Source organism: Bradyrhizobium sp. (assembly GCF_049512235.1).
Classification (GTDB): Bacteria; Pseudomonadota; Alphaproteobacteria; order Rhizobiales; family Xanthobacteraceae; genus Bradyrhizobium.
This window is the reverse complement of the sequence record NZ_JBEKXH010000333.1, coordinates 1-7,094: the sequence shown is the minus strand read 5'-3', so window position 1 is coordinate 7,094 and position 7,094 is coordinate 1. Positions and strand designations below refer to the sequence as shown.

Annotated in this window: 8 protein-coding genes and 1 pseudogene; 4 read left to right on the top strand and 5 right to left on the bottom strand. The window is 61.6% G+C overall.

The annotated features are described in order from the left end of the window. The 5 genes and pseudogenes from ABSG20_RS25245 to hemB all read right to left on the bottom strand — a co-directional run. Positions 1-245, bottom strand: a pseudogene (locus tag ABSG20_RS25245) (hypothetical protein); the annotation flags it as partial. Between the two features lie 300 nt (positions 246-545). After that, positions 546-1,901 carry a metallophosphoesterase family protein gene (locus tag ABSG20_RS25240; protein ID WP_423867216.1) on the bottom strand — a complete coding sequence of 452 codons (1,356 nt, stop codon included), beginning with the start codon at positions 1,899-1,901 and terminating at the stop codon, positions 546-548. After that, positions 1,898-2,674: an arginyltransferase gene (locus tag ABSG20_RS25235; protein ID WP_423867215.1), complete on the bottom strand. Its 777-nt coding sequence runs from the start codon at positions 2,672-2,674 to the stop codon at positions 1,898-1,900. Before ABSG20_RS25235 ends, ABSG20_RS25240 begins: the two co-directional genes overlap by 4 nt. 77 nt (positions 2,675-2,751) lie before the next feature. Continuing rightward, complete coding sequence (locus ABSG20_RS25230; protein ID WP_423867214.1) at positions 2,752-3,303, bottom strand: RDD family protein; 552 nt, start codon at positions 3,301-3,303, stop codon at positions 2,752-2,754. Between the two features lie 112 nt (positions 3,304-3,415). Then, positions 3,416-4,477: a porphobilinogen synthase gene (hemB, locus tag ABSG20_RS25225; RefSeq protein ID WP_423867213.1), complete on the bottom strand. Its 1,062-nt coding sequence runs from the start codon at positions 4,475-4,477 to the stop codon at positions 3,416-3,418. Positions 4,478-4,733: 256 nt separating this feature from the next. On the opposite strand from hemB, the gene ABSG20_RS25220 reads away from it, so the two are divergent. The 4 genes from ABSG20_RS25220 (at position 4,734) to ABSG20_RS25205 (ending at position 6,890) form a co-directional block, all read left to right on the top strand. Next, a complete protein-coding gene (locus ABSG20_RS25220; protein WP_423867212.1) occupies positions 4,734-5,195 on the top strand; it encodes a DUF6163 family protein in 462 nt (153 codons plus the stop codon). 479 nt (positions 5,196-5,674) lie between these two features. Next, a complete protein-coding gene (gene ldtR, locus ABSG20_RS25215; protein WP_423867211.1) occupies positions 5,675-6,190 on the top strand; it encodes a transcriptional regulator LdtR in 516 nt (171 codons plus the stop codon). Between the two features lie 234 nt (positions 6,191-6,424). After that, positions 6,425-6,649, top strand: coding sequence for a hypothetical protein (locus ABSG20_RS25210; RefSeq protein ID WP_423867210.1), 225 nt, complete (start codon positions 6,425-6,427; stop codon positions 6,647-6,649). A gap of 19 nt (positions 6,650-6,668) precedes the next feature. Next, on the top strand, positions 6,669-6,890 hold the full coding sequence (locus ABSG20_RS25205) for a hypothetical protein (protein ID WP_423867209.1): 222 nt from the start codon (positions 6,669-6,671) through the stop codon (positions 6,888-6,890). The last annotated feature ends 204 nt before the right edge of the window (positions 6,891-7,094 follow it).

Here is a 7,094-nt window from a genome sequence, read left to right as displayed (position 1 = left end):
ACAAATATGCCTTTGGTCGTCTTCTTCGGGAGGTGTCGCCTGGCGATTTCCTTGTTCGATCGCCAATCGATCAAACAGATTTCCGAATCCTCGGACAGGCAGACGAGGCGGTCGCTCCCCACGAGCGCAATCTGTCTAATGGTCTGCTTGGGAAACGGCAGGAGCATGTGCCACTTGCCGTCGTCTTCGACAGCAGCGACCATGTTGGTGTGATGCATATCGCCGGTAAGCTGGACTTGGGGCATATGAGACTTCCTTCAGCGGGTCGACGCGGAAGAACTTCGCATCATGGGCTCGAAAAGCGAACTGCTGCGCACGCTCGTCGCCGCTTCAAGCGCGAAAACGGCGGGTTTTGGCGTGCCCAGTTCTGTACCGAATTGGCGCGCCCGACACGATTCGAACGTGTGGCCTCCGCCTTCGGAGGCAAAGGCCACGCCGACCTTGACGGCCTGCGCGTGTGGTGTTCGGAAGAGGACGATCCCAGGGGATTGCAGGTGTCACACTCTGCCGATTCTTTGCCTCGGCCTATCGGTTGGGAAATCGCCTCAGTCCTTCTTGCAGGTCAGCGACCGCTCGGCCAGCTTGCAGCGAGCAATCCGCTCGCCGTCCTCGTCGAACAGCGAACCCTTCCACTTCATCCCATCCCTGTCCCACACCATGTAGCCAAAGCGCTTGAGGATGCTCGCGTCGGTCACTTCTGCCTTATTGATCACCTCGGGCTTTTGCGGCTTTTTTGCCAACTCGTCGCCACCTGTACCAACGACCAGCTGCGGTGGACGCGGCGGATCGCCGTCGCCAAAACTCAGGGCTTCGAACATATGGATATGCCCGGACACGATCATCCTGACGCTCGGCGGCAGGGCACGGCCGATGGCCTCCTGCAGCACGCTGTTGTCGACGACCTCCCGACCTTTGTGCATGCGCACGGCGTTGAATGGCCGGTGGGTGAGCAGCCAGGTGTGCGAAGGAATGTGGTCTCCGGCCTCCTGGTATTTGCTCCTTAGCGTGCCGACCAAATCGTCAGAACCCGGTTGGTCCTCGTCCTCATCTTCGTCAACGTCGACAGTTTTTGGATCCGCAGCCTCCGCACTGTCGAGCACGACAAAGCCAAGCTCGCCCAAGCTTGCGACAAAAGATGAGCCGAATTTCTCGCATTCGTTCGGAGGTTTCGCATGATCGAGGAAGCGAAACCAGCCGTCTCCAGCTCGGTCGCAGCCCTCATGGTTGCCCCGAACCATGATCCATGGCGCGACGGCGAGCAGCGGTGCGGACGGCTCGAAAAAGTCGGCATTCCAGGCCTGCCAGCCATATCCATAGGGCGAATTCGAGCAGTCGGTATTCCCCGCGGGGCAACGCACCTCGCGATAGAGGTAGTCACCCACATGGATGACAAGATCCGGGTGGGTCGCCGCGGCGTGCCGCGCAATCTTCGCATAGGGCCAGTCGTGCTTGCAGTCCTGCGTATCGTAGTCGCCGTGTTTTTTCCGCTTGATCCGGCACCCGGTATCGCCAAAAACGACGATACGCTGGAGATCGCGGCGCGGCACAGGGAGTGCCTTGCCATCGAGAAGCACGGTCTTTCCTTGCGAAGACGGGACCTCGCAGGTACGCACGTCAAATACGGGTGCTTTCTTGTCCACGCCGGCGCTGAACAGCGGGCCGGGTTCGGTGCGCACCTGCATGCGAAGCTGCCCGCCGTCCGCGGCAAGGACAGGGCAGGCGGCGCTGTCGGTAACGACTCGGATACTGGCTTCACTTCCGGGCCCGACGAGCTCGACCCACGAGGCAAGAGTCGCGCCTTCAGTTGGCCCGGCGAAAAGAGCGGTCAAGAGAGCTAGCGCCAGAACCGGAAATGAAGGCAACTGGGCGAAGCGCAATGGCACGGCTTCAATAGTTCTCAATCCTGCGGCTCCGAGCGCGTTTCGCCTGAGGCGTCGATGCGCAGCCAGCCCGATGGGGCCAGCCGCTGCTGCGGCAGGAAGCGGCCCTTGTAGTCCATCTTCTTGGAGCCTGCGATCCAGTAGCCGAGATAGACGTAGGGCAGTCCCTGGCGTCTGGCGCGGGTGATGTGATCGAGGATCATGAAGGTGCCGAGCGAGCGGCTTTCCTCGGAGGGTTCGAAGAAGGAATACACCATCGACAGGCCGTCGCTGAGCACGTCGGTCAGCGCCACCGCCAGCAGGTCCTCGCGGCGGCCGCTGGTCGCGCTGCCGGCGCCGCGGCGGCGATACTCGATGATGCGGGTTTCGACATGGCTGTCTTCCACCATCATCGCGTAGTCGAGCACGGTCATGTCGGCCATGCCGCCATGGCGATGGCGCTGGTCGAGATAGGCGCGGAAGATCGAATATTGCTCCGAGGTCGGTACCGCGCTGCGCTGCTCGCCTGAGATGTCGGCGTTGCGGGCCAGAATCTTCCTGAAATTACGCGACGGCCGGAACTCGTTGGCGATGACGCGAACCGAAACGCAGGCCCGGCACTGGTCGCAGGCCGGGCGATAGGCGATCGACTGGCTGCGCCGGAAGCCGCCATGGGTCAGAAGGTCGTTGAGGTCGCCGGCCTTGTCACCGACCAGATGGGTGAACACTTTGCGCTCATGCCGGCCTGGCAGATACGGGCAGGGCGAGGGCGCCGTCAGGTAAAATTGCGGGGTATCACGCGAATGCTGGGTCACGGGATCTCGTCAGCCTCCGAAGCAGCAATCACAAGCATCGCGCCGCCGAGGCCACTGGTCAATGGTTTGACCCGAGGTCAGAACATTCGCGCCGGCTGGGCTACGGGGTTGCGCACCGAATTGTTCACAACCACGGTTCCCAGGACGATATCATGCAGCAGGCGGCGCCGGCTGTCGAGCAGTCCGACCAGCAGAACCAACGGCGTAAGTATCGACAAGGAGATCCAGAACAGCACGGCATGCATGGCGCCCAGCACGAAATAGCCCGGCGCGCCGTACCAGGTGCGCAGCTCCAGATCCATCACCCGCATCCCTAAGGTAGCCGAATGCGGGCCCCCGAGGCAGGCACCGTAATAGATCAGCGCCCAGATCACGGTCGCCGGCGATACCAGCCAGAACAGCAGCCAGCCCAGCCCGAGCGTCACCAGGCCGAACACGGCAATGAAGATCACCGCCAGAACCACGGGGATCGACAGCACCACCAGGTCGATCAGGAAGGCAAACACCCGCCGCGTCAGCACGCCGCGAAACAATTCCGGCTGCAACACGGGATCGAAGGCGTGCGGCCGAACATTCGCCCCGCCGCTGTACCAGGCGCCGCCCGTACTACCCCGACCGCTGTCAGACATGACCCGTCCTCCACACCTGTGCATTACCCCCCGCAGCCACATGGAGATCACGCAAAGGCCTTACAAGGCCCCCGGATCGCTGCAAAATCGCAAAAATCAGGCTAAACCGCGGTCAGGCCTGCGACTTCAGCTGTTCGGCGGCCTTTGGAGCAAAATAAGTCAGGATGCCGTCGGCGCCGGCGCGCTTGAACGCCAGCAGGCTTTCCATCATCGCCCGCTCGGCGTCGATCCAGCCATGGCCGGCGGCAGCGGCGATCATCGCGTATTCGCCGGACACCTGGTAGACAAAGGTCGGCATCGCGAAGGTGTCTTTGACCCGCCGCAGGATGTCGAGATAGGGCATCCCCGGCTTCACCATCACCATATCGGCGCCCTCGGCGATGTCGAGCTCGACCTCGCGCAGGGCCTCATCGGAATTGGCGCAGTCCATCTGATAGGTGCGCTTGTCGCCGGTCAGCGTCTTGGCCGACCCGACGGCGTCGCGGAACGGACCGTAGAAAGCGGAGGCGTATTTCGCCGCATAGGCCATGATCTGGACGTCGAGAAAGCCGGCGTTATCGAGGCCTTCGCGGATGGCGCCGACACGGCCGTCCATCATGTCGGAGGGCGCGATGATGTCGCAGCCGGCTTCGGCCTGGACCAGCGCCTGCCGCACCAGCACCGCCACGGTTTCGTCATTGAGGATGCGGCCGTCCTCGATCAGGCCGTCATGTCCATGGTCGGTGAAAGGGTCCAGCGCCACGTCGCAGAGCACCCCGAGCTGCGGAAATTCCTTCTTGATGGCGCGCACCGACTGGCACACGAGGTTGTCCGGATTGACGGCTTCAGAGCCCTTGTCGTCGCGCAGGCTGGGCTCGGTATAGGGAAACAGCGCGATGCAGGGGATGTTCAGCTTCGCGGCGCGTTCGGCGTCGCGCACCGCCTGGTCGACGGTCAGACGCTCGACGCCGGGCATCGAGGCGATGGCCGTGCGCTTGTTCTGGCCGTCGATCAGAAACAGCGGCCAGATCAGGTCATCGGTGGTCAAGACGTTTTCCCGCACCAGCCGGCGCGCCCATTCCGCCTTGCGGTTGCGGCGCGGGCGCACCACGAGATCGAGGGCAGGGGCGGCATGGGCGGTGTCCCGCCGCGGCGTGTCGCGCATTTCGATCGAACGCCCGAATTTGATCGCCATGTGTTTGTCTCTCCCTTGAGGCGCCTGACCGTTAGCACTTTGCGGGTCGCCCGTCACTGCGGCCTTGACGAAGCGCAAGCCCGATTGATTTTGCCGCCCCGAGGGGCCATTAGTTCGAGGGTGCCCGTCAATCTTGCATCAATCGATTCGCAAAGCACCCGCAAAAGCAAAGCACCCGCAAAAGATGTCGAAGTTCGGGGCAGTTTTGAAGGCCGCCGGGTTGGAGGCATATTGCCGATCATGAGCCGCGAGCCCCATGCCTAGGACCAAGCCACCCGACAAGTCGCGGGACAATACCATGTCATTGTCGGCGATGTCGTCGGAACGGATCGAAACCGACGACAACGTCTGGACCCGGCGGCTGGTGTTTTTTCTGCGCATCATGGCGGTGGTCGCGGTCATCAAGGGCCTCTACCACTGGGCCCAGGTCACGGGCTTCATCGGCGGCGAAGAGGATGCCTTCGAGAACCAGCCGATGGCGTGGCAGACCGCCACGGTCTATTTCGCGGTGATCGAACTGGTCGCCGCGGTCGGATTGTGGCTGGCAACGCCGTGGGGCGCGGTGGTGTGGCTGACGACCGTGGTGTCGATGGCGGTCATCGAGCTGATGTTTCCGGGCATCTATGGCGGCAGCCTGAAGGTGGTGGCGGTGGATGCCGTCATGCTCGCGGCTTATCTCGCGCTGGCCTGGATGGCCGCGCGCGAACGGCCGCCATAGCAACCCCGGAGCTTGCAAGCGCACGATCCGCAACGGGCGCGGGTGCGATCCGATCATGCGCCAATTGAAAATGCCGAGCAAAGATCGCCGATTGCAAATTTTTCTTGCTCGCGTTTGCGGAATAACGGCTTCGCCATTGCATAAAATTTTTGGAGTTTTTCGCGGTAACTTTTGACTTACCCTAATGCGCCGGTCACACCTGTTACGTGATCGTTTCGAATTCGACCGATGCTGTTTCCAGATGCGACAGATCTCGCAGACGAAGCGTGAACAGGGTCGCCGCAGCGTCAATGAAAGGTTGCGAAAAGCCCTTTGTTGACGGCCTTAATGCGCGGTTCACCGTCGCAAATTCATGATCTCTTTATTGTCTTGCTTAAGCCGATCTTCAAACCAGTCCCTTAGGTTGATGACATTAGGCGGAACGAATGTTTCGCGGGATAAGTCGTTCAAAACGACAAAACGACAACAGGGGAAGTGTCATGATCAAAGCCGTTGCAACGGCGGTGGAAGCCGCTGAACGCACACAAGGCCAGGCTCCGGTGCAGCCGCTCTATCTCGAAGCATTGACGTTGGTGGAGCGGCTGCATCGTCGCCTGCTCGACGTCATCAAGGATGAATTCGATCGCCGCGGCCGCGCCGACATCAATTCGGTGCAGGCGTTGCTGCTCTATAATATCGGCGACAAGGAGCTGACCGCGGGCGAACTGCGCACGCGCGGCTATTACCTCGGCTCCAATGTCTCCTACAACCTGAAGAAGCTGGTCGAACTCGGTTTCCTCGATCACCAGCGTTCGCGCGTCGACCGGCGCTCGGTCCGTATCCGCCTGACCATGCATGGCCAGGAGATCCGCCGCATCGTCGATGCGCTTTATCAGAAGCACGTCAAGACCGTGGAGCAGGTCGGCGGCATCTCGAACGAGGAATTCGCGACCCTCAACAAGTCGCTGCATCGGCTCGAGCGGTTCTGGACCGACCAGATCCTGTATCGGCTCTGATTTTTCGGCCAAGCCGGCATCGCAAAAGACCGGCGGCCACCCAGAACGGACGGCCATGGACTTCCCTCAGAGCGCATCGGGTCCGGATTTTCCGGTCCGGTGCGTTTTGCTTTTTGGCGCTGCAAAATCGCTTCGCGATGGAACTTGTGGACGGGGTCCGGCTTTATCGTTGGGGTCAGGCAAGGCGAGGCTCAGGGATCGTTGGGCCAAGCAGGCAAGGGGAGGCTCAAGGACATGCTGGTCGAGCGCGGAATGCGGGTCATGAATGTCGAAGTGGTCGGCGATGCCTATGCCATCGCCTCGAATTATCTGCGCCGGGCCGGCGCCATTGCCGACAGCTTTGTCACCAACGACCGCCTGCTCGAAATCATCGTGCAGCTGTTCCAGCGCGGCGAATCCAACAAGATCCGCCTCGCCAACAAGGCGATCGCGAAGTTTCAAGCCACAGCACTCGTTTGACAGCCAGCAGGAGGATTCCATGGAAGCCGCCATCGACCGCATCATGCTCACCTACGATCTTCTGGTGAACCGCTCCGCCGCCGCCAGCACCGAGGCCCGCGCCAGGGTGACGGCCTATCTTACCAAACTGATGGAGGCCGGCGAGAAGGATACCCACCGCCTGACGGTGTGCGGACTGACCTATCTGCGCGAGCTCGACGGCTCAACCAATCCGGTCAAGGCGGGCTTCACGGGGCTTTAAGCGAGAGGCGAGCGCGAGCCTGCTTGGCTTGGCCAATCATAAACCGCGAGAGCAGTGTATAGAGCGCGGCCCGCGGCTTTCGACCTATCAGCGACTGCTCTGGAATACCGGGTCGCCCGGTCAAGCCGGCGGTGACATGGATGGGCTGCTGACGCCTCACCAAATTATGCTAGAACCTCGCGGCCAAACAAGCCCGAGGACCCC

What these genes read in the sequence shown, in the direction of transcription:
- hemB (WP_423867213.1), bottom strand. Translation starts at nt 4,477, where the DNA reads ATGGCGATCAAATTCGGGCGTTCGATCGAAATGCGCGACACGCCGCGG.
- ABSG20_RS25220 (WP_423867212.1), top strand. Translation starts at nt 4,734, where the DNA reads ATGCCTAGGACCAAGCCACCCGACAAGTCGCGGGACAATACCATGTCA.
- ABSG20_RS25230 (WP_423867214.1), bottom strand. Translation starts at nt 3,303, where the DNA reads ATGTCTGACAGCGGTCGGGGTAGTACGGGCGGCGCCTGGTACAGCGGC.
- ldtR (WP_423867211.1), top strand. Translation starts at nt 5,675, where the DNA reads ATGATCAAAGCCGTTGCAACGGCGGTGGAAGCCGCTGAACGCACACAA.
- ABSG20_RS25205 (WP_423867209.1), top strand. Translation starts at nt 6,669, where the DNA reads ATGGAAGCCGCCATCGACCGCATCATGCTCACCTACGATCTTCTGGTG.
- ABSG20_RS25210 (WP_423867210.1), top strand. Translation starts at nt 6,425, where the DNA reads ATGCTGGTCGAGCGCGGAATGCGGGTCATGAATGTCGAAGTGGTCGGC.